The 20,213-nt window shown below is 63.1% G+C and carries 17 protein-coding genes; 15 read left to right on the top strand and 2 right to left on the bottom strand.

Annotation, left to right across the window (positions count from 1 at the left end; genetic code table 11):
* Positions 1 to 67 precede the first annotated feature (67 nt).
* The 8 genes from CH278_RS14895 to CH278_RS14860 are packed head-to-tail and all read left to right on the top strand — an operon-like array spanning position 68 to position 8,724.
* On the top strand, positions 68 to 838 hold the full coding sequence (locus CH278_RS14895; RefSeq protein ID WP_094622260.1) for an enoyl-CoA hydratase-related protein: 771 nt from the start codon (positions 68 to 70) through the stop codon (positions 836 to 838).
* The gene (locus CH278_RS14890; protein WP_094622259.1) at positions 835 to 1,764 is read left to right on the top strand and encodes an acyl-CoA dehydrogenase family protein; all 930 of its coding nucleotides are present in this window, start codon (positions 835 to 837) and stop codon (positions 1,762 to 1,764) included. Before CH278_RS14895 ends, CH278_RS14890 begins: the two co-directional genes overlap by 4 nt.
* Positions 1,761 to 3,017, top strand: coding sequence for a CaiB/BaiF CoA transferase family protein (locus CH278_RS14885; RefSeq protein ID WP_244165058.1), 1,257 nt, complete (start codon positions 1,761 to 1,763; stop codon positions 3,015 to 3,017). Before CH278_RS14890 ends, CH278_RS14885 begins: the two co-directional genes overlap by 4 nt.
* On the top strand, positions 3,014 to 3,784 hold the full coding sequence (locus CH278_RS14880; protein WP_037183702.1) for an enoyl-CoA hydratase/isomerase family protein: 771 nt from the start codon (positions 3,014 to 3,016) through the stop codon (positions 3,782 to 3,784). The genes CH278_RS14885 and CH278_RS14880 overlap by 4 nt, the downstream gene beginning before the upstream one ends.
* Positions 3,781 to 4,950, top strand: a complete 1,170-nt coding sequence (locus CH278_RS14875; RefSeq protein ID WP_037183704.1) for an acyl-CoA dehydrogenase family protein — start codon at positions 3,781 to 3,783, stop codon at positions 4,948 to 4,950. Before CH278_RS14880 ends, CH278_RS14875 begins: the two co-directional genes overlap by 4 nt.
* 8 nt (positions 4,951 to 4,958) lie before the next feature.
* Complete coding sequence (locus tag CH278_RS14870) at positions 4,959 to 6,449, top strand: aldehyde dehydrogenase (protein ID WP_037185277.1); 1,491 nt, start codon at positions 4,959 to 4,961, stop codon at positions 6,447 to 6,449.
* 8 nt (positions 6,450 to 6,457) lie between these two features.
* Positions 6,458 to 7,657 carry a CoA transferase gene (locus CH278_RS14865; protein WP_244165059.1) on the top strand — a complete coding sequence of 400 codons (1,200 nt, stop codon included), beginning with the start codon at positions 6,458 to 6,460 and terminating at the stop codon, positions 7,655 to 7,657.
* Positions 7,658 to 7,704: 47 nt separating this feature from the next.
* Positions 7,705 to 8,724, top strand: a complete 1,020-nt coding sequence (locus CH278_RS14860; protein WP_037183708.1) for a zinc-dependent alcohol dehydrogenase family protein — start codon at positions 7,705 to 7,707, stop codon at positions 8,722 to 8,724.
* Positions 8,725 to 8,777: 53 nt separating this feature from the next.
* Here CH278_RS14860 and CH278_RS14855 read toward each other — a convergent pair whose 3' ends face one another.
* Complete coding sequence (locus tag CH278_RS14855) at positions 8,778 to 9,746, bottom strand: NAD-dependent epimerase/dehydratase family protein (protein ID WP_037185279.1); 969 nt, start codon at positions 9,744 to 9,746, stop codon at positions 8,778 to 8,780.
* 56 nt (positions 9,747 to 9,802) lie between these two features.
* Positions 9,803 to 10,525 carry a FadR/GntR family transcriptional regulator gene (locus CH278_RS14850; RefSeq protein ID WP_037183709.1) on the bottom strand — a complete coding sequence of 241 codons (723 nt, stop codon included), beginning with the start codon at positions 10,523 to 10,525 and terminating at the stop codon, positions 9,803 to 9,805.
* Positions 10,526 to 10,742: 217 nt separating this feature from the next.
* Between CH278_RS14850 and CH278_RS14845 the strand changes: the two genes are divergently transcribed.
* From CH278_RS14845 to CH278_RS14815, 7 genes are all read left to right on the top strand, one after another.
* Positions 10,743 to 11,750: a MaoC family dehydratase gene (locus tag CH278_RS14845; RefSeq protein WP_037185282.1), complete on the top strand. Its 1,008-nt coding sequence runs from the start codon at positions 10,743 to 10,745 to the stop codon at positions 11,748 to 11,750.
* A complete protein-coding gene (locus CH278_RS14840) occupies positions 11,723 to 12,577 on the top strand; it encodes an HpcH/HpaI aldolase/citrate lyase family protein (protein ID WP_080738113.1) in 855 nt (284 codons plus the stop codon). Before CH278_RS14845 ends, CH278_RS14840 begins: the two co-directional genes overlap by 28 nt.
* Before the next feature lie 168 nt (positions 12,578 to 12,745).
* Positions 12,746 to 13,804: an ABC transporter permease gene (locus tag CH278_RS14835; protein WP_094622258.1), complete on the top strand. Its 1,059-nt coding sequence runs from the start codon at positions 12,746 to 12,748 to the stop codon at positions 13,802 to 13,804.
* Between the two features lie 48 nt (positions 13,805 to 13,852).
* Positions 13,853 to 15,127, top strand: coding sequence for a substrate-binding domain-containing protein (locus tag CH278_RS14830; RefSeq protein WP_176458690.1), 1,275 nt, complete (start codon positions 13,853 to 13,855; stop codon positions 15,125 to 15,127).
* Positions 15,124 to 17,634: an ATP-binding cassette domain-containing protein gene (locus CH278_RS14825; protein ID WP_176459267.1), complete on the top strand. Its 2,511-nt coding sequence runs from the start codon at positions 15,124 to 15,126 to the stop codon at positions 17,632 to 17,634. The genes CH278_RS14830 and CH278_RS14825 overlap by 4 nt, the downstream gene beginning before the upstream one ends.
* Complete coding sequence (locus tag CH278_RS14820) at positions 17,627 to 18,553, top strand: SMP-30/gluconolactonase/LRE family protein (protein ID WP_306436700.1); 927 nt, start codon at positions 17,627 to 17,629, stop codon at positions 18,551 to 18,553. Before CH278_RS14825 ends, CH278_RS14820 begins: the two co-directional genes overlap by 8 nt.
* A complete protein-coding gene (locus tag CH278_RS14815) occupies positions 18,550 to 20,208 on the top strand; it encodes an AMP-binding protein (RefSeq protein WP_037183718.1) in 1,659 nt (552 codons plus the stop codon). The genes CH278_RS14820 and CH278_RS14815 overlap by 4 nt, the downstream gene beginning before the upstream one ends.
* Positions 20,209 to 20,213: the final 5 nt, after the last annotated feature.

Here is a 20,213-nt window from a genome sequence, read left to right as displayed (position 1 = left end):
AAGAAAGTATCAGACTAAATGTCTTACAAAGATCGATCTTTGAACCGGAACAGAAAGTGGTACCGCAATGACCTACGAAGACATCGTCGTCTCGGTCGACGAGGGGGTGGCGACCATTGCGATCAACCGCCCCGAGAACGCGAACAAGTTGCGTTTCACCACCGCCCGCGAGTTGCTCGACGCATTCCGCATGGTGCGTGAGACGCCGTCGGTGGATGTCGCGGTGCTGACCGGAGTCGGCGACAAGTTCTTCTGTATCGGCGGCGAACACGAGGAACTTACGTCGCTCGACTACTCGAGCGTGATGCCGGTCATCGATTTGTACGAGTTCATCGACACGATGCCCAAACCGGTCATCGCAGCCGTCAATGGATTCGCTGTCGGCGGCGGCAACGTTCTCCAGGTTGTCTGCGACCTGACCGTTGCAGCACCGCATTCGATCTTCAGGCAGGTCGGGCCCATGGTGGGAAGCTTCGACGCCGGGTACGGCACGTGGTACCTCGAGCAGACGATCGGGCGTCGACGCGCTAAGGAAATGTGGTACCTCAACCGCAAGTACACCGCCGAGCAAGCGCAGGAGATAGGGCTCGTCAACGACATCGCCGAGGATCCGGTTTCCCATGCGATCGAGTTGGCGCAGACATTGCGCAGCCGTGGCCCCTTCGCCCTCAGTGCGCTCAAGGCTGCGTTCTCCGGACGCCACACCGGTGTCGTCGGACAGGCTCGGATGGCTCACGACCTCTTGCTCACTGCGTATCGCAGCACTCAGGAGGCCACCGAGATGTCCGAATCGTTCGAGCAGCGCCGCGAGCCCGACCGTTCGAAGTTCAACCGATGAGCGGCCTCGGCTCCGAGCTACGGGAGTTTCTGGCGACAGCCACGAAGGTTGCATCGTCGGTGGCCGACTCGTCCGACTCGATGAGTGCTTCACGGGGGGCGTTGGAAAGTACCGGGCTTCTCGAGCTCGCAGGCGATGTCGCCGATGAGCCCGATGGTCTGGCCTGGCTCGCTCATACCGTGCGAGAAGTCGCGCAGACCTCTCCGTCGCTCGCTTTCGTGCTCGCCGGGCGCTACGCGGCCGACCATGTCGGCCGAGATGTAGGGCCGGGTGGCTCGACGTTCGGATTGGCCTTCGCAGGCTCGACGACCGTGGTGTCGTCGGCATTGGAGCCACAGCGCGTGGTTGTCTGGGACTCAGTGACCGGGTCGGTGTCTTCAGCACCGTGGAACCTCGTCGTCCCCGACGCCAGCGCGAAACGATCCGGTCTGGCGCAGGCGGAGCTCGTCTCCATCACCATCGACTCGGGCACAGTGGTCGAGGGTTGCGACGCAACGGAACTGGTCTCGCGGTGGGACCTGTTCACCGGGGCCGCGCTGATCGGCACAGCCCGACGGGCAGTGCTCGAGTCACAGTCCTACGTTCTGGGGCGTCACCAGTTCGGCGTCCCCGTCGCGTCCTTCGCGGGTCTGCGTGCCCTGCTCGCCGAGATGGATCTCCGCGTTCGAGAAGCGGAGGCGTTGCTGCTGCGGGCCCTCGACGGCGACAGTTCGTCGCCGGTGTCGGCCGTGGCCGGGCGCGCAGCCGTCGCCGTGTGCATCGATGCCGTGCAGGCCCACGGCGGGTATGGATACATCGAGGAGTACCCCATCGCCGGACTGTTGCGCGATGCAGTCAGCATCCAGTCGAGGGCTGGTGGGCGGCGCTTTCACCTGGCACGGGTTGCCCAGCTCGGTCTGGGTTCTCAAGCAACAGTGCTGCCATGACCGCCGCATCGCGCGAGAGCGGCACCAGCACAGAATCGGAGAACAGCATGGACGCATCCATTGGGCCATTGGCCGGTGTGCGGGTAGTCGACATCTCGTCGTCCTACGCTGCACCGACGACCTCGATGTACCTCGCAGACATGGGTGCCGACGTCATCAAGATCGAACCGATTCGCGGGGACGACGCGCGCGGATGGGGCCCTCCATTCTTGAACGGTGAGGCCGCGTGGTTCCTGTCGGTCAATCGCAACAAGCGCAGCATGTGCCTCGACATCCGCGGACAGGCCGGCCGCGACGTCCTGTTCAAATTGCTCGAAACCGCCGATGTCTTCATCGAGAACATCAACCCGGTCAAACTCGACAAGCACGGTTTGAGTCCAGCAACTCTGCGAAAAGCATTCCCAAAGTTGGTTATATGCGCATTCTCGGGCTTCGGGCTCACTGGACCGGACTCTGCGCTCCCGGGCTACGACCTCATTGCCCAGGCCCGATCGGGAATCATGAGTGTAACGGGTGCAGACGGCGTGCCGCAGCGTGTCAGTACGGCGCTCTCCGATGTGGCAGCAGGGACCGTCGCCGCGTTCGCTGTTGCGTCGGCTCTGGTCAAACAGCAGCGAACGGGGGAGGGCGAGATCGTCGACATCGCCTTGCTTGAAGCCGATCTGGCGTTCATGTCGCCGCGCATCGCAAGCTACCTCGCAGGAGATCCGGAACCCGCACCGTGCTCGGGTCGTGACTCGGTCGTGGCCATCTATCAGTCCATGCAGACCGCTGATCGTCCCATCGTCGTCGCCATCGGAAACGATGGTCATTGGACTCGCGCGTGTGAGGCGCTCGGCTTGCACGATCTGGGGCAGCGGGAGGACCTGCGAACCAACGCCGATCGCCGTGCCAAGCGGGATGAAGTCGTCGGCTTGTTCCAAGCTCGGCTCGAGACCATGTCCTCGGAGACCGCACTGAAAACGCTGCAGTCCGTCGGCGTTCCATGCTCGCAGATCAACTCGTTGTCGGAGGTGGTCGCGGACCCGCAGGTCGAAGCACGCTCGGCAATTGTGTCCTACGAGCATCCGGTGGCGGGTACATTCCGCGGAGTCGGGACTCCGTGGAGACTTGCCTCCGATCGCGAGGATCGGCAGGCTCGTATTCCGGCGCCGCTGCGCGGAGAGCACGGGCGACATGTGCTCGCAGAGATCGGGCTCGACGACGCGGCGATCGCAGAGTTGGCGAACGAGGAGGTCGTGTGGGTTCCATGATCGACACCACCCGTTCCGGGCGAGTTCTGGCCATCGAGATCGTTCGGCCCGGACAATTGAACGCGCTCAACTCCACCGTTCTCGGCGAGATCCTCGGCGTCGTCGTCGAAGCGCAACACGACGATTCCCTGGGAGCCATCATCATTCGCGGCAGCGGAGACCGCGCCTTCAGCGCCGGTGCCGATCTCGATGAGATCCGCGGACTCGACGTCGAGGCCGCGCACTCGTTCATTCGAGCAGGCCAACGAACGATGACGGCCATCGCCGACTCGGTGGTGCCGGTGGTCGCCGACGTGGACGGCTTCGCGCTCGGTGGCGGTTTCGAGATGATGCTGTCCTGCCACCTGGTCGTCGCATCGGATCGGAGCCGATTCGGCCTTCCCGAGGCACGCATCGGTTGCATCCCGGGTTTCGGTGGCACGCAACGGCTCGCGATGTCGGTGAGCAAACCGGCAGCCCTTGCGATGATGCTCGGGGGCGAACGAATCGACGCCGATCGAGCCTGGCAGATCGGTCTTCTCTCGGTTCCCCCGCTACCGCCCGAAGATTCGGCGGCGGAAGCTCGGAGACTGGCCGAGTTGATCGCGTCGGGAAGCCGAACCGGCGTCGCGAACATCCTCGACGCTGCACGGTCCGCCTTCCGCGCGGCGGCGCTCGATCACGAGGCTGCACTCGCTGCCGTATCCATAGCTGCTCGCGACGGGCAGGAAGGCATCACGTCCTTTGCCGAGCGTCGGGCACCCGTCTTTCATCAGGAGATCACATGAACACACCATGGGCCAGCGTCGATTACGACATCATCGACATTGTCGACTCGATTATCGCGCGCACCATCGCGCCCGAAGCCGAGGCGATCGACGCGACCGGCACGTTCCCCTCCGCTGCGATCTCCGAACTGGCGGACGCGGGCCTCGGGGTTCTGCAGATGCAGAAGTCCCTGGGTGGTGCAGGAGCGAGCACCTCGACGTATGCCGAAGCGCTGCTGCGCATCTCGGCCGTTTGTGGTGCGACCTCGACGGTTTACATGACGCAGATGCATGCCGCTCACCCGATTCACCTTCAGGGCTCGCAGGAGCAGAGCGAGCGGTGGGTACCGAAGCTGTGCAAGGCAACTGCGATCGGATCGATCGCGCTCACGGAGCCCGGTGCTGGTTCGGACGTCAGTTCGATGCGAACGGTCGCCCGACGCGACGGGGACAGCTACATCGTCAACGGCGAGAAGACATTCATCTCCAACGGTGACCGTGCCGACGTTATCGTCTTGTTCGCCACTGTGGACACCGCCCTCGGGAAGTCGGGTATCACTGCCTTCCTTCTCGACACTGCGACACTCGACGGCTTCGTGCCGGGAGCGCCGATGAAGAAGTTGGGTCAGAAGGGTGCGTCGACGGTGACGTTGTCGTTCCAGGACTGCCGGATCCCCGTCTCGGCCCGGATGGGCGAAGAAGGCGACGGCTACCCACTGCTCTTGCGCTCGGTCGTTCGATCTCGAATCAGTGCCGCTGCGCAGGGCGTCGGTTTCGCACAGGGTGCGTTCGACGTCGTGGTGGCCTGGGCGAACTATCGAGATCTACTCTCGTCCAAGACCGCGCATGCCCAGGATCTGCAGTTCGAGCTCGCCAGATTGCGCGGCGACATCACGGCCGCGCGGGCAATGCTGTTGTCGGTGTCCGATCAGGTCGACGCCAGTGTCGAGGAGCCGGTCGCAGAGGTGTCCTTGGTAAAGATGCACTGCACGACATTGGGAACGAGCGTTGCCGCGCGATGCGTCGAGCTTCTGGGGCCGGACGGAGATTTGGTTTCGCTCGGGGCCGAACGGCTGATGCGCGATGCGAAGGTCGCCGAGATATACGACGGCACCAATCAAGTTCAGAGCATGCTCGTCGCACGGGACATTCGTCTCGCTGCAACACGTGCAACCGCGGACGCGTGAGGGATTCGATGCAGAGGTCAACGTACGAAACAATTTTCGTCGACGGTAAGTGGATCGCGCCCGCCTCGTCGGAGGTGACCGAGCTCGTCTCTCCGACGACAGGTGAGGTGTACGGCACGGTGCCTGCGGGATCCATCGAGGACATGGACACCGCCGTTCGCGCTGCGCGCATGGCGTTCGACGACGGCAAGTGGTCGAACACCACGCTCGACGATCGTCTGGAGATTCTGCGTCGACTACGGCAGCTGTTCGTCGAGAACGCGGAGGATCTCGCTACCACCATCACGACCGAGATGGGTTGTCCAATTACGCAATCGAGGACGATTCAGGCGGCAAACCCGGTCAGGGTCATCGACGCGTCCCTCGACATCGCCGCTGATTTCCCGTGGCGAGCGCTGCGACGTTCCGGATCGGCCAATGCTCTTGTCACGCGGAGCCCGGTCGGCGTCGTCGCCGCGGTGTCGCCGTGGAACATGCCGTTGTCGATCAATGTGCAGAAGCTCGTACCCGCTCTCATCGCGGGCTGCACGATGGTGCTCAAGCCCTCGCCGGAAACACCGTTGGATGCCTACCTCTTGGCCGAGATGGCTACCGAAGCCGGTCTGCCGCCGGGCGTTCTGAACGTCGTTCCTGCAGGCCGAGAGGCGAGCGCCTACCTCGTGGGACACCCGATGGTGGACAAGGTCACGTTTACGGGATCCCCCGCGGCGGGACGAAGCATCGCGGCGCGTTGTGGCGAGGATCTGCGGCGTGTGACTCTCGAGCTCGGCGGCAAGTCGGCGGCGGTCGTGCTTCCCGACGCCGACCTGGACGCGGCTGTCGAAGCGCTCCGCATGGGATCGTTCCGCAATAGCGGTCAGGTGTGCTCGCTCAAGACACGCATTCTGGTGCACCAGTCGCAGCAGGAGGAGTTCACCGACCGCCTCGTGGACATGGTGTCCGCTATGCCTGTGGGCGACCCGATGGACCCCGACACCCAGATCGGTCCGATGGTGACCGAACGCCAGCGCACCATCGTGGAGGGATACATCGCTGCCGGTCGAGCAGAGGGTGCACGGTGCGTTCTGGGCGGTGGTCGACCCGCCCATCTGGATCGTGGTTGGTTCGTCGAACCAACAGTCTTTGTCGATGCCACCCCCGACATGAAGATTGTGCGCGAAGAAATCTTCGGTCCGGTCGTGTCGGTGCTGTCGTACCGCGACGAGGCACACGCTATCGAGTTGGCAAACGATTCCGATTACGGGCTGAACGGCGCGGTGTTTACCGGTGACGCTCAGCGCGGTCTGCGTGTCGCCGAACGGATCCACACCGGCACCGTCGAGGTCAATGGAAATCCGGCCGGCTTCTCCGCGCCCATGGGCGGAATAAAGCTCAGCGGACTTGGCCGGGAGAACGGGCCCGAGGGGCTCGAAGCGTATGTCGAGTTGAAGGCGGTTGGTGTCTCGGCGGAGGTGGCCGACGCCCTCGTCGCAGCGGACCCGTCGCTGGCGATGCCGTGATCGGTCGGGTGACGGGTCCGCTCGCGGGCATCCGCGTCATCGAGGCGTCGTCGTTCGTCGCCGGGCCGTCTGCCGGGTTGGCGTTGTCCCAGCTCGGTGCGGATGTCATTCGGGTCGATCCACCCACGGGCGGGAGCGATGCGGGACGATGGCCGCTTTCCCGTACCGGGGCGAGCCTGTTCTGGACGAATCTGAATCGGGGTAAGCGCTCCGTGACTATCGACCACCGCACCGAGGAGGGGCTGGAGCTTCTGCTCGGGCTGGTGACCGCACCCGGTCCCGGCACGGGGATCCTGGTCGACAACATGGTAGGGCGCAGCCGAATTCGACACGAGCAGCTGATCGCGCGCCGCGCCGACGCCATCCACGTCCATATCGAGGGGCGTAGGGGGGGACTGCCGGCGGTCGACTACTCGATCAACGCAGAGGTCGGTGTGCCGATGATGACCGGTCCGAGTGACCGGATCGGGCCTGTCAACCATGTGCTGCCTGCGTGGGACCTGGTGACAGGAATGATCGCGGCCACGTCGGTGGCGGCGGCTGTTGTCCACCGGGACCGAACGGGACGCGGGTCCAAGGTCGACGTTGCCTTGTCGGACGTGGCGCTCGCCGGTGTAGCGGAGATGGGCTGGCTGGCCGAGGCGCACGAATCCGGGAGTGCCAGAGAGAGACTGGGCAATCACATGTTCGGCACCTTCGGTGTCGATTTCGAGACGTCCGACGGACGACGCGTGATGGTGGTTGCCCTGACGACAGGCCAGTGGCACGCCCTGCAGCGAGCCACGGGCACCGAGAGCATATTCACAGCGCTGGCACAGACATTCGGTGCGGATCTCGACGACGAGGGTGCGCGGTACCGATTCCGGGATACGATCGAATCGATACTTCGGCCCTGGTTCGCGACGCGCGATTTCGCGAACGTAGAAAAATCGCTGGACGCAGCGAGAGTGCTGTGGAGCCCGTACCGCGACATGAGCGAGGTCGTGAAGATCGCGCTCGAGGACTCAACCGGCATCGTGCACCAAATCGAACAGCCGGGAGTCGGAACCATGCTCAGCGCTGCCGCGCCGTGGCGGTGGGGCGATGTACACGCGAAGTCATGTGCGGCACCGGACTTGTCTGCGCACACGGACGAAATTCTCGGCGACGCGCTGGGATTGTCGAACGCCGAGCTTGCTGGACTACGCGTACGCGGGGTCGTCGGTTAGCCGGCGTACCGCTGCATACCACTCGAGAAGTGAGATGGGAGATAGTGATGCAAGGAGCTGTATATCTCGGCGACCGCAAGATCGAGTTGCGTGATTTCCCCGAGCCCACACCGGGTAAGGGTGAGGTCGTCGTGGCGACCAAGGCGTCGGGACTGTGTGGAAGTGACCTCAATTATTACCGCGCCGCAGCTGATAGTGCCGGACGCTGTATCGCCGGACACGAGCCCGCAGGCGTGGTGCACTCGGTGGGTGAGGGTGTGTCCGATGCTGTGGCGAAAGTCGGAGACCGTGTGATGATCCACCACTACATCGGTTGCGGGGCCTGCTCCGACTGCCGGTCGGGGTGGTCGCAGATGTGTCTTGTGCAGCCGATCGTGGTGCTCGGAAGCGACGACCACGGTGGTCACGCGCCCTACGTCAAGGTCCCGGCGTCGACACTGGTTCCACTCGACGACACACTGAGTTTTGAGGCGGGCGCTGCTATCTCGTGCGGAACGGGCACTGCGTGGGGCGCACTCGACCGTGTGGGCGACGTCGGCGGCAAGTTCGTGGTGGTGTTCGGTCAGGGTCCGGTCGGCCTGTCGGCAACCATGCTTGCGACGGCCTTGGGCGCGCGCGTCATCGCGGTGGACCTGAACGCGGAGAGGCGCGAGCAGGCTCTCGCTTTCGGCGCGGTGGCCGCCGTCGATCCGGCGAGCGGGCCTGTACCGGAGGCGATTCGGAAAATTGCTGGTGCCGACGGCGTTCCTGTCGGATTGGAGACGTCAGGTTCGTCGATCGCAGCTGCCGCGTTGATCGACAGTCTGGCGCGATGGGGTCGTGCATGTTTCGTGGGTGTCGGTGCCGAGATTCGAATCGGCGTGTTGCCGTACCTTCGACGCCAACTGACGGTCATGACGTCATGGTCGATGTCCTGGGTGGGGCAGAAGGAATGCGCCGATTTCATTGTGGCGCAAAACCTTCCGGTCGACGCCCTCTTCACTCACCGATGGAAGTTGGACGAGGTGTCCGAGGCGTACGAGGAATTCGACCAGCAGCGTGCAGGTAAGGGTGTCATCGTTTTCTGAATCGACGTGTATCCACGAACGACGCCGACCGTGAGGTCGGCGTCGTTCGTCGTTCACTCTTGCGTCGAATGGAACCACTCGATCACACTGAGCAAGCCGTCCTTCAGTTCGACCTGCGGCGTGAAGCCCAGCACCTCCTGCATCCTCCGCTGGCTGACCAGTTGATGCCGAGTCCGGTTCTCGTCGAAGACGATTGCCGTTGGATCGCTCCCGGCCAGCTCGGCGAGGGTGCCGTAGATCTCTGTGGAGGTTCGCGGAGTTCCGGAAACGTTCACGGCCATTCCCGTCGCATCGGATTCGATCGCGCGACGGACGGCTTCGGCAACGTCCGAAACATGAATCAAGCCGTGTCGAGCGCCCGAGGCCCATGGAATGGTCGGTGTCCGGCCGTCGTGAACAGCCGCGAGCAGGTCGGTCATCAACGACCCGTTCGACCCGGGGCTGGTGCGGGGGCCGTAAATCGTGCCGAGTCGTAAAGCCAAATAGTCGGGACCACCTGCGGATGCGAACGCCTCACAATAAGCCTCGGCGGCGAGCTTGGTGGCCGCGTACATGTTGATGCCTGTGCAGGCCCACGGTTCGTCCTCTGCGAACGGCCGTCTGTTCGGATTGGGGAACGAGCCGTACACCGTGTGCGACGACCCGAAGACGAACCGACGGACATCGGCGTCGCTTGCCGCCGTCAACAGGTCGTAGGTCGAGCCGACATTGACTTCGTGTGCGTCGCGGGTGTTCGAGGAGGACGCTTTGGTTCGCACGGCTGCGAGGTGAACAACGACATCGACGTCACGAACCAGCGAGGTGATTGCAGACCGATCGCGTAGATCGGCGAGAGAGGCAGTCACATTGGGCAATTGGTCCAGTTGCCCCAGCATGGCCTCGCCGCCCGCGTCTGTGGCATGCACCGCTGCGTCCGACTGGGCAGCCAACAATTCCACCACGTGGGAGCCGACGAAACCTGCAGCTCCCGTGACCAGAATTCTCGATGGCGCGTCGGCCGGCTGCGGTTCTGTAGTACTCATGATCCCTAAAATAGCAGCCAGGATAATGTCTGACAATATCGCCGATGCTGCGGGAATTAGCAGGGAAGCGAGTACTGAAGGACGAAGTCCAAATGTTCGCGCATCGCCGCGCCGGCCTTCTCCGCGTCGCCCGCCTCTATGGCAGCCTCGATGGCAATGTGCTGACGAACCGTCTTCTTGGCGACCTCGGGAGTCACGTCCAAGTATTGGGCGGGGTGAGTCGCATCGTGTACGGACGAGATGAATGCGGCGAGCAGGCGATTGCCGGAGGCGTATCCGATCGCGGTGTGGAAGCGAAGGTCGTATTCCGGGATCTCGGGATCGTCGATCGTGATGTTCTTCTGCAGGTCGATGACGCTGCGAATCTTGGCGATGTCCTCGTCCGTTCGGTTGCGCGCAGCCCATTCCGCGGCCGGAATTTCCAGGAGGCGGCGAACCTCGGTGATCTCCTCGATATCCAACGCGCCGATGCGCACGATGGTGTCCATCGACTCGGTCAGCATCTGACTGAGCGAGTGCGGGGTCACGGTGTTGACGAAGCTACCCCCCGCCACTCCAGGGATCTTTCGTATCAGGCCGGAGCTGACCAGGGCTCCGAGTGCCTCCCGCACGGTGGGTCGGCTGACCCCGAAGAGCTGGGCCAACTCGGTTTCGGGGGGAAGCTTGGCGCCCTGCTTGAACCGTCCGTCCAGAATCGCTTCCCGCAACTGCGCTTCGACTTGATCGCGCGGACGAGTCACCTGTCGCGCTTTGAACGAGTTGGTCGAGGATGACGTCATGGAATCTCCAGAAGGCGTTGTGTGAGGTGCAAGTATCGAGATTGCGGCGGTATTTTCACAGTCTCCCACGCTGTAGCCCGAGTGCACGTTCTTCCGGTTGCGAGTGAGTTCCCACCGACTGGATCTCAGCAACATCTACGGCAAAACCTTGCAGCCAATCAATAATCTGACAGTAGTCTAGCTGTTCATCGGTCAACTCGTGAATGGTGGTATGTGCATGTCGGTGGTCGAGTCCCCTCGGAAATCGGTCCGGAGTCCCTATTTCGATGAACTGGTCGTGGGCCAGCTGTTCGATACCGCGCCGGCGGTAACGCTGACCGACGGGCTCGCTGCGGTGCACAGTTCGATCGTGGGCAACCGGTATGCACTGTCCCTCGATCGTGCGTCCGCGCAGGCGATCTGCGGCGGCTCGATCGTCAACCCCGCTCTGGTGTGGGACATCTCGATCGGCCAGTCGACACCGGCAACACAACACGTACGAGCAAATCTGTTCTACCGAGGGCTGCATTTTCATCGTTCTCCCGTGGTCGGCGACACTCTGCGAACCACGACAGTCGTCGAAGCCCTTCGTGAGAACGCCCGCCGGCCGGACCGGCCGCCGACGGGACTCGTCGTACTGCGCATCACCACGGTGGATCAGCACGGGCGAACAGTCCTCGACTACCGCCGATGCGCGATGGTTCTGCTCTCACCGCTCGCCCCCGAGACCGACCACCGCGACGACATCTCATCGGAAACGGACTCGTCCGCACATCCCGGCTTGTTCTCGTCGGTGGCGGGATGGAACGTCCACGAATTGTCAGAACCGGGCGGTCCGACGACGTGGGAGGTGGGCACCGAGCTCGACGTACTCGGCGGCGACGTGGTCTCCAGTGCCCCCGAACTCGCGCGAATGACGGGGAACGTCGCACGCGTGCATCACGATTCGGAGGCGGGAGGAGGAGAGAGGCTGGTGTACGGCGGTCACTCCATCGGGATCGCGTTCCATCACGTGTGTCAAGCCGTTCCGGGAATCGTTGCGGTCGCCGGCTGGCATGGCTGCGATCACGTAGGCCCCGTGCGCGAGGGAGATTTTCTCACCTCGACCGTGACGATCGAAAGTGTGGACTCGAGCGCCGACGGGCTCCGGGCTCTCGGACTGCGAGTTGTCACCTCGAGCCGTGACGCGCTCGACCAGGGTTCGTCCACGGTGCTGGTGTGGCGTCCGATCGTGATCGTGAGATGAGCGTCCATGCGCAGATCGGAGCTGCCCGAAGCTTCCTCTTCGTCCCGGCGTCACGAGCCGACCGGTTCGAGAAAGCTCATGCATCGGGATCGGATGTCGTTGTTCTCGACCTGGAAGACGCGGTGAGTGCGGGCGACAAGTCCACGGCACTGGCCTCGGTTGTCCAGTGGCTCGAACCGGGACGGCGACAGTCGGTGTCGATAGTTCGTATCAATGCGGTGAACTCGCGGTGGCACGAGAACGAGATCGATTCGTTGCGCAGATTCGGTGTGCCCCTCATGGTCCCCAAGACCGATTCTCCGGTCATGGTCGAGGCCTTGCACCGCCGATCGGGACTGCCGTTGGTACCACTGATCGAGACACCCGCCGGAGTGTTTCGGGCGGAGTCGATCGCGGCCGCCGAGGGAGTGGTTCGGGTTGCTCTCGGACACATCGACCTTGCCGCAGCGTTGCGGGTCGATCCTGATTCACGGGATGCGTTCCTCTACACAAGGTCTCAGTTGGTCCTCGCCAGCGCCGGAGCCGGAATCGCCGGCCCGGTGGACGGTGTCACCACGTCGTTGGACGACCCGGCACGTCTGATCGACGACGTGATGCATGCACAAGCAATGGGACTCACTGGCAAGCTGTGTATTCATCCACGTCAGGTCGACTTGGTGCACGACGTCCTACGTCCGTCGGAGGCCGATATCGCCTGGGCGCGTCGCGTCGCGGCGGCCGTCGATGCAGGTTGGGTTTCCGAAGGCGGGGGAGCTGTCGCCATCGACGGTGAGATGGTGGATCCACCGGTCATTTCTCGCGCGCGGACGATTCTCGCCAGGCTTTGAGCTGACGACCGGACATGGTGAGCCCGCGCGGCATTCACTGGCATGCTCAACACTACAGTCAGTAAATTGTTTGACCGAAAGCCTTGACCGGAGACTCGACTCTGAGTCATGCTGTGACAGCCATCACCTCGGTCAGTCTTTTTCGCTGAATGTAAAGAAAGTTACCAAATGTCAACGGTCGTGCAGAGTGGTTCGACGGCGGCGAGTTCGCATGCTCCCAAGAGGAGCACGCGCAGACTGACCGACATCAAGTATCGATACCCCGGTCGCTACCTCGCGGCATGGGCCGCGTTGGCGCTCCTCATCGTTGCAGCGCTCATCGTTGCACCTGCCAGCCTCAAGGGAGACTCGGTCTGGGTTGTCACGGCGCTCGCCGGGACACTTGCGCTCGCTTCCATGGGGCAGATGCTCATCATCATGCTCGGAGCTATCGACCTCTCCGTGCCGGCAATTCTTGCGGCAGTGGCGGGAATCATCGTCCACTACGGCGGGGACGGTGCCAACGTCCCGCTCGTCCTCGTCGCAGCGGTAGCGATGGCGGTGGTGATCAGCACGGTGAACGGGATATTGATCTCGGTTCTCGGACTCAACTCACTGATCGTCACGCTGGCGACGTTCGGAATCGTCACCGGCCTCATCAGCTACTCGACCGGCGTCTCCTTCTCGCTGACCGGGCAAGCGCCCCAAGCACTCCAAGACTTCGCGCAGCTGTCGATCTTCCGCGTCAACGCGTGCTTCCTGGTCGCAGTCGTACTGGCCGCACTCCTCGCGGGCGTACTGCACCTGACACGTGCGGGTCGACGAGTCGCGGAGGTGGGTTCGAATCCGAGAGCGGCGCGCGCACTAGGAGTCAGAGTCACCCGAGTGCGGCTGTCGAGCTTCGCGGCTGCAGGCCTTCTCTACGGACTCTCCGGAGTGCTGCTGTCCGGGTTCGTCGGTACGCCGGACAGCACCGTGGGTGTTCCGTATCAGCTGGCCACGGTGACCGCGGTCGGAATCGCAGGCGGAATTTTTGCGGGCGGGCCCGCGAGTGTCGCCAGCGTCGTCGTCGCATGCATCTTTCTCCAGTTGCTCGACCAGGCTCTTGCGATCCTCGGCCTCTCCGCCGGTGCCCGAACGATCGTCCAGGGCGCCGCCCTGGTGATCGCCGTCGCCGCAATCACCGTAGGAACGGTCGGCGCCAGCAGCGTCCGTCGATTCACCCGGTTGCTTCGCAGCAAGAGCTGACATGTTCCCTTCTTCGGTCCCGCGTTCCCCCAACACATGGAGTCAGATATGAGATCTTCCGCGTCACTGCCCAATCAGCGCCATCGTGCCCGTTCACGGCGCGCTCGATACGCCGCAGCCTTGGCTGCAGCGGCCTTGGTTGCAGGCTGCTCGAGCACTACTGCCGGGGATAGCGGCAGCGGTGCGTCTGTGGAACCGGTGTCGGCCGATATCGCCACTCCCGAGGCCCTGCAGGCGACCATCGACAAGGCGTTCCTACAGCCGATTCCCGCGGATTCACTCGACCCGACCATCCTGAACACCATGGCCGTGGCATCCGTTCCTCTCACCGGCGAGCAAGATCAGACGTTTGCGGAGTGCATGCAGAGCAACGTCTGCGAAACCGGCCGCGGATCGCTCACCGTCGCGTTCGCAAACGACAACGTCAACCCGTGGCGCAGCATCTTCCGAGGCGAGATCACCGCTCAGGCGATAGCGTCGCCGCAGGTCGCGAAGATCGTCTACAACTCGTCCACCGATGTCGCCGGTTTCCTCGCCAATTTCCAGAGCTTGGTGGCACAGCGCGTCGACGTCATCGTGCTCAACTCGATCTACGGTGGAGCCGTGGGCCCCGTCCTGCAGCAGGCGAAGGACGCCGGCATTCTCGTCGTCGAGGCCCAAACACCGTTGCCCGACGATGTGGTCGAAACGGTAGCGGCTCAGGTGGTTCCGGACCTTTGCCAGACCTACACCGAAGCAGGTGCAGCGATCGCCGCGACGAACGCGCCCAACAAGTCCTACGCGATGTACACCGGAATCCCGGGAAACAGCAACGCAGCAACATGGCAGCCGTGCTTCGAGCGGTCGATGCAAGCCGCAGGGTGGACTCGCGCACTGGAAGGATTCACGCAGTGGACTCCCCAGGGAACAGCCCAGGCAGCCAACGCACTCCTGTCGTCCGGAACCACACCGGGTGCAATCGTGTACGACTACACCCCCGAAGACTTGGTGCGTCCGTTCGTCGACCGCGGCCAGACACCGCCGGTCGTCATGTCCGACGTGGTGAACCAGTCCTGGCTGACCGCGTTCACGGAAGCTCGGAACGCCAACCTCAACCCAACCAGCTTCGTCACCAATAGTCAGGTATGGAGCGGACGAATCGCAGTTACTGCGGGAATCATGCTCAGAGCGGGGCAGGACGTCAACCGGCAGATGATTTCGCCCAACCCGGTGGTTCCGCTCGACAGCGTACTGCAGAATGCCGACCCATCCATCCCCGCCAGCACACCGGTTCCGAGTCTTCTGACGCCCGCTCAGATCGCGCTCGCATTGTCCGCGTCATGACCGTAGCGAATTCTCCCGTCGAGCAGGCGTCGACAACCAACCTCGATCCAGTATTGGTGATGACCGATGTCACCAAGGTATACCCGGGTGTCCGAGCGCTCGACTCGATCTCCTTCGACGTACGACCAGGCGAGGTGCATGCGCTCGTCGGCGAAAACGGTTCCGGCAAGTCGACTCTGATCAAATCGGCCTCCGGTGTACTCACGCCGGAGCAGGGCAATGTGTTGATCGGTGGCACGGAGCTCGCCGGAAGCGGTGTGCGGCGAGCTCGTCAGCTCGGGCTCATGGTTGCCTACCAGGACACATCCCTCGTGGAAGACCTGACCGTTCGGCAGAACGTCGAACTCTCGTTCCACTCTGTCGGTGAGACGCCACCGGAGGATCTCGACGGTCTGCTCGCACGATTCGACCTGCCCTTCGGAACCGGCGACACAGTGCGAGCTCTCGGACCCGGTTCCAGGCAGCTCCTCGAAGTTGCGAAGGCCATGGCTCACAACCCGCTCGTTCTGATGCTCGACGAGCCCACCGCAGCGTTGGACATGCGGTACGCAGAGCATCTCGACGGACTGGTTCGGACATCTCGCGACGAGGGCACGGCCATCGTCTACGTCAGCCATCGACTGCCTGAGGTTCGGCGTCTCGCCGACCGCGTGACCGTCATTCGCGACGGCGTCATCCAGGGAACCTTCGATTCGGGAAACTGGGAAGTCGACGACATCGTCGAGATGATGGTGGGCGCGCCGACTGCGCTCGAATTTCCCACCCGCGCACCGCGAGTGAATGGTGCACCGGAGCGGTTGAGGGTCGTCGGACTCAGTGGGCAAGGATACGGTCCTGTCGACATCAGCGTCGCAGCCGGCGAGATCGTGGGAATTGCCGGTGCCGAAGGGAACGGGCAACGCGAAGTACTGCGCGGAATGATCGGGATCGACCGGAACGCAGGCGATGTCTCGGTGGATGGTGCTCCGATCAAGCGGCTCAGTCCGCCCTCGGCGCTGGACGCCGGAATCAGTTTCCAAAGCGGCGATCGCGCTGCAGAATCGGTGTTTCTGCCACTGTCGGTGATGGCGAATGCCACAACCCAACTCGGGTCGGACGCCGGACCGTTCGGACTGGCCCTGCCGGGCCGTCTCAATTCTGAGTTCGAGAGCGCGAAAGCCAGTCTGGGAATTGTCGCCGCATCGGCGCATCAGCCCATCAGTGCGCTCTCCGGTGGCAATGCGCAGAAAGCAGTGCTGGCGCGCGCCGCGTTGCGCCAGGTCAAGGTGTTGATGCTGGATGAACCCACTCAGGGAGTGGACGCGAAAGCACGTCTGGACATCTACAGCCTCATTGCCGACACCGCGGACTCCGGTGTCGCCGTTGTGATCAACTCGTCTGATTCCTCGGAACTGGCAGGACTGTGCGATCGAGTCGTCGTCATGTCGAAGGGCGTGGCGATTGAGGAATTGCCCTCTCCCACAACGGAAGCCGCAATCGTTCGCAGCTTCGTCGGTGCGGTCGATGTCGACGACGAGTCGGTCGGCCTTCCCATCGGCCCGAGTTGGTTGGGGCGGGCACTCGGTCGGGTGTCAGGCCAGATTCCAGTGGCGATGCTGCTGATTCTGCTGGCACTGGTGTCCATCTACACGGGAACGCAATCGGAGGTCTTCTGGACTCCGCAGAACCTTGCCAACCTCTTGCTACTGACTTTGCCGCTCGCGTTCGTCGCGCTCGGACAGCAATACGTGATGGTGTCAGGTGGCCTGGATATTTCGGTTGGCTCCACCATGAGTCTCACCGTAGTCATCGCATCGCTGGTGCTACCGGATCTGTCGGCGGGCACCTTGCTCGTCGCGGTACCGGCATTCGTGCTCACCGCGCTGGTCATCGGATGTCTCAACGCATTCCTGATCGAGAGGCTCAAGGTGAACGCCATCGTTGCGACCGTCGCGACGATGGCTATCATTGCTGGGCTCGCTATCGTGCTCAGACCCAAGCCTGAGGGGACTATCGCACCCGGGTTGAACTCGATGTTCTCACTCGGAATCGGTTTCGTTCCTGCACCTTTCATCGTTCTCGTCGTCATTGCCATCGGAGCCGAATGGTGGCTCCAACGTCGCCCCTCCGGCCTCGCATTGCGGGCGACCGGGTTCGACATGGAGTCCAGCCGACGGGTCGGTCAATCGGTCACCCGCGTGCGCACAGTGGGACTGTTGGTGTGTTCGTTCGGTGCTGTTGTCGGTGGAATCTTCCTAGCGTCGCAGACCGGCATCGGGTCCAATTCGGTCGGTGCGGGATACACGTTGACCTGTTTCGCCGCCGTGTTCCTGGGCGGAGCTGTACTGACGGGCGGTCGAGGCTCGTTCATCGGTGCGATCCTCGGAGCACTGTTCCTCTCTTTGTTGAACAACGTCACGCCGCTGCTCAACATCCCGGATTCGACGCGCCAAACCATCTACGGCTTCATTCTGCTGATCGCTGTCGGTACCTATGCGTATGCCCAACGGGGACGACGCCGTGCTTGAGCTCGACACAGAAACCACCATCGAGGAGTTCACCGTGCCCACAACGTTCGACACCGTCGTTCCCGGACTGACATTCACCGAAGGCGCGCGCTGGCATGACGGCCGTATCTGGTTCTCCGACCTGTACACACACAAGGTGCAGTCGGCCTGCGAGGACGGCTCGGACCTGAGAGAGGAAGCGACGGTACCCCAACAACCGTCGGGTCTCGGTTGGTTGCCAGACGGTCGTCTTCTGATCGTGTCGATGATGGACAAGACGCTCTTGCGTCGTGAGGCGGACGGCAGTCTCGTCGTACATGCAGATCTGTCCGAGCACGTCCGAGGATTCCTCGGTGACATCGTGGTCGACCGGCACGGACGCGCCTATCTGGGAGACTTCGGATTCGACCTCTACGCCGGCGAAGACATGCGACGGGGATTCATTCACCGAGTCGATCCGGACGGCACCATCACGCGGGTGGCGGACGACCTGTGGTTCCCCAACGGGTGTGTCATTACCGCCGACGACGTCATGCTCGTCAACGAGACGTTCGGCAATCGCATGACAGCCTTCGACCTGACCGAATCCGGGGATCTAGTCAACCGACGCGTCTGGGCGTCGTTCGGGCCGCTACCGATTTCGTCGAACGCGGACGAGGCGTTGAAAGAGGTAACGGTCGCTCCGGACGGATCGTGCATCGATTCCGAGGGTGGGGTGTGGCTGGCTGACATTCGGCAGGATCGGCTGCATCGGGTGGTCGACGGTGCGATCGTGGAGAGCGTAGATCCGGGCTCGTGCGTCTTTGCCTGTGCGCTCGGAGGCACAGATGGCCACACCTTGTTCTTCTGTGCAACACCGGATTTCGATGTCGAAGCCCGCAAGGCCGCGCGCGACAGCAGCATCGTGTCGATGCGAGTCGATATTCCCTCGGCGCGATGAGCACGATGATGCGAGACCTGCCCGCCGGTTCGGTGGTCTCGGCCGACGAGGCATTGCGCAGGCTCGACCAAGGGTTGTGGCGACACGCCTCGTTGTGGGAGTACCTCGACGAGGCCGTCGCGCGGCACCCCGACCGAGTGGCGGCGGTCAGCGTCGACCACGAGGGCCGGACCGTCCGGGAGATGACGTTCTCAGAGTTGGACGCGATGAGCCGTCGGGTTGCCGCGGGACTGCAGTCCCGCGGCGTGGTGCCTCGTGACGTCGTATCTGTCATGATGACGAACTCGGCGGAGTTTCTCGGCGTCGTCTATGGCGTCTTGCGCACAGGGGCAACTTATTCGGGGATCCCGATCACCTACGGCTCACACGAAGTGAAGTCCATGACGAGTGCGACGGGGACGACGGTGCTCATCGTCTCACGCCACCACGGTTCCTCCGACGTCGTGGCCACCGCCTTGCCGAAGGAGGTGCTGGGCAACGTCGCCCTGACGGTAGTGGTGGTCGGTGAGCCAGTCGACGGAACATTGTCGCTTGACGGGCTCATGGGCTCCGCAGACTCGTTCGTGGAGGTCCCGGCCGACCCGCTGGGTCCCGCTCAGCTCGCCTTCACATCGGGAACGACGAGCACCCCCAAAGCTGTGATGAACCTGCACGCAACGCTCGACGTCGTGGTGCGAGGCTGGGCTGCACACGTCGGTCCGGATTCGCTCGGACAACCGATGCGAAATTTGGTGATGTCACCGGTCGGTCATTCGACGGGGTTCTTCTGGGGTGCCTTGTTCACCGTGTATCTCTGCGGAACGGCTGTCTTCATGGAAAAATGGAGCCCCGAGGTCGGCGCACAAGTCCTTGAGTCGCAGCGGATCACGTGCATGGTCGGTTCTCCGACGTTCCTGATCGACCTGATTCGCTCGTCGGGTCTGACCCGCGAACACGCGCGCGATCTGGCCCTCGTTGCCGTTGCCGGTGCCCCCATTCCTCGACCCCTGATGTCGGAGGCGGAAGCCGTGCTCGGATGCTCCGTGATCCCCGCATGGGGCATGACGGAATTCGGCATTGCAGTGTCCGGCCGACCGGGACTCGGTGACATCAATCGCACGACCGACGGTCTGCCATTGGCGAATGCGGAGGTGTCCGTTCGCACCGCCGACAGTGTCGAGTCAGTGACAGGAGAGGTGGGTGACCTGTGGCTCCGTGGAACGGGATTGTTCGTGGGATATCACAACCGCCCCGAGGCCACCGTCGATGCGTTCGACGAAGACGGTTGGTTTGCAACCGGAGACACAGCTATACAGCACGCGGACGGGTCGGTGACGATAACGGGCCGCACCAAGGACATCATCATTCGCGGCGGCGAGAACATCCCCGTCGGGGCCGTGGAGAGTCAAATATTCCGCCACCCGGCCGTAACGGATGTGGCCGTGGTCGGCTACGCCGACGACCGATTGGGTGAACGAGCCTGTGCGTTCGTTCGTTGCCGGCCAGGAACGACTGTGACGGTGGACTCGTTGCGGGAGTTCTTGATTGGGTGCGGCTTGGCCAAGCGCTACTGCCCTGAACGGGTCGTCGTGGTCGACGACCTGCCGAAAACGATGAGTGGAAAAATCCGCAAGGTCGAGCTGCGCGAGCGACTCGCACACGACGACCGGAATTGAGGCAC

The organism is Rhodococcus sp. 05-2254-5 (assembly GCF_002258575.1).
Classification (GTDB): Bacteria; Actinomycetota; Actinomycetes; order Mycobacteriales; family Mycobacteriaceae; genus Rhodococcoides; species Rhodococcoides fascians.
Note: the sequence above shows the minus strand (reverse complement) of the source record. Positions and strands in the feature narration are given on the sequence as shown.

Bases quoted from the DNA above. Each gene is read 5' to 3' on its own strand.
- CH278_RS14815 (WP_037183718.1), top strand. From the start codon at position 18,550: ATGAGCACGATGATGCGAGACCTGCCCGCCGGTTCGGTGGTCTCGGCC.
- CH278_RS14835 (WP_094622258.1), top strand. From the start codon at position 12,746: ATGTCAACGGTCGTGCAGAGTGGTTCGACGGCGGCGAGTTCGCATGCT.
- CH278_RS14830 (WP_176458690.1), top strand. From the start codon at position 13,853: ATGAGATCTTCCGCGTCACTGCCCAATCAGCGCCATCGTGCCCGTTCA.
- CH278_RS14860 (WP_037183708.1), top strand. From the start codon at position 7,705: ATGCAAGGAGCTGTATATCTCGGCGACCGCAAGATCGAGTTGCGTGAT.
- CH278_RS14890 (WP_094622259.1), top strand. From the start codon at position 835: ATGAGCGGCCTCGGCTCCGAGCTACGGGAGTTTCTGGCGACAGCCACG.
- CH278_RS14850 (WP_037183709.1), bottom strand. From the start codon at position 10,525: ATGACGTCATCCTCGACCAACTCGTTCAAAGCGCGACAGGTGACTCGT.
- CH278_RS14875 (WP_037183704.1), top strand. From the start codon at position 3,781: ATGAACACACCATGGGCCAGCGTCGATTACGACATCATCGACATTGTC.
- CH278_RS14870 (WP_037185277.1), top strand. From the start codon at position 4,959: ATGCAGAGGTCAACGTACGAAACAATTTTCGTCGACGGTAAGTGGATC.
- CH278_RS14895 (WP_094622260.1), top strand. From the start codon at position 68: ATGACCTACGAAGACATCGTCGTCTCGGTCGACGAGGGGGTGGCGACC.
- CH278_RS14845 (WP_037185282.1), top strand. From the start codon at position 10,743: ATGTCGGTGGTCGAGTCCCCTCGGAAATCGGTCCGGAGTCCCTATTTC.
- CH278_RS14885 (WP_244165058.1), top strand. From the start codon at position 1,761: ATGACCGCCGCATCGCGCGAGAGCGGCACCAGCACAGAATCGGAGAAC.
- CH278_RS14880 (WP_037183702.1), top strand. From the start codon at position 3,014: ATGATCGACACCACCCGTTCCGGGCGAGTTCTGGCCATCGAGATCGTT.
- CH278_RS14825 (WP_176459267.1), top strand. From the start codon at position 15,124: ATGACCGTAGCGAATTCTCCCGTCGAGCAGGCGTCGACAACCAACCTC.
- CH278_RS14855 (WP_037185279.1), bottom strand. From the start codon at position 9,746: ATGAGTACTACAGAACCGCAGCCGGCCGACGCGCCATCGAGAATTCTG.